The organism is Oleiphilus sp. HI0086 (genome assembly GCF_001635225.1).
In genome coordinates this window covers 1-575 of sequence record NZ_LWFZ01000216.1, presented here as the reverse complement: position 1 = coordinate 575, position 575 = coordinate 1, and the positions used below count along the sequence as shown (strand labels likewise).

The window sequence follows — 575 nt, the reverse complement described above, 5'->3', positions numbered from 1 at the left end:
TGGAGAAATAATCAGCGGCGGATCAACGATCCGAACAGGCACGGACCGCCAACAAAATATTTTGCTGGTTAAGCGAAGCAGTGATGGTGAATTAATCTGGTCAACCGATATTGACCTTGCGAAAGGCAACTATCGAAGTGACGATAAGATAACTGATCTCACCCTAGATAGTGACGGTAACAGCTATGCCATTGGTGTTAGCTATATTGTCGAAAATGACATTCAACGCTATGGCTCTTTCCTCGTTAAAGTAGATACTTATGGAGAACTAGTGTGGTCTATTGAGCTATCTAAACACGATGATGCGCGCGATCTAGAGATCCATCAAGACCAGTTATATGTTACAGGTTTTGCCACCCAAGTGTTTAACTTAGATGGCGTCAAACAACTTAAAATTGAACATGAGAAAGCATGGGATATCGAGGTTAATGATGCCGGCGACATCCATATTGTCGGCGCAGAAAAAGCAGCGAAATACAATGCTGCAGGGCAACTGGCCTGGGCTGTTGATTTACCTGCAGACCTTTACCTTCAAGCCGCTCTCGCAGTCCTATCTGATGACAGCATTGTTATCG

At 44.3% G+C, this 575-nt stretch carries 1 protein-coding gene; it reads left to right on the top strand.

Translation table 11 applies throughout. The annotated features are described in order from the left end of the window. Window positions 1–575, top strand: a 575-nt coding sequence (locus A3756_RS27110) for a hypothetical protein (RefSeq protein ID WP_197481125.1), incomplete at both ends; no start/stop codon positions are given.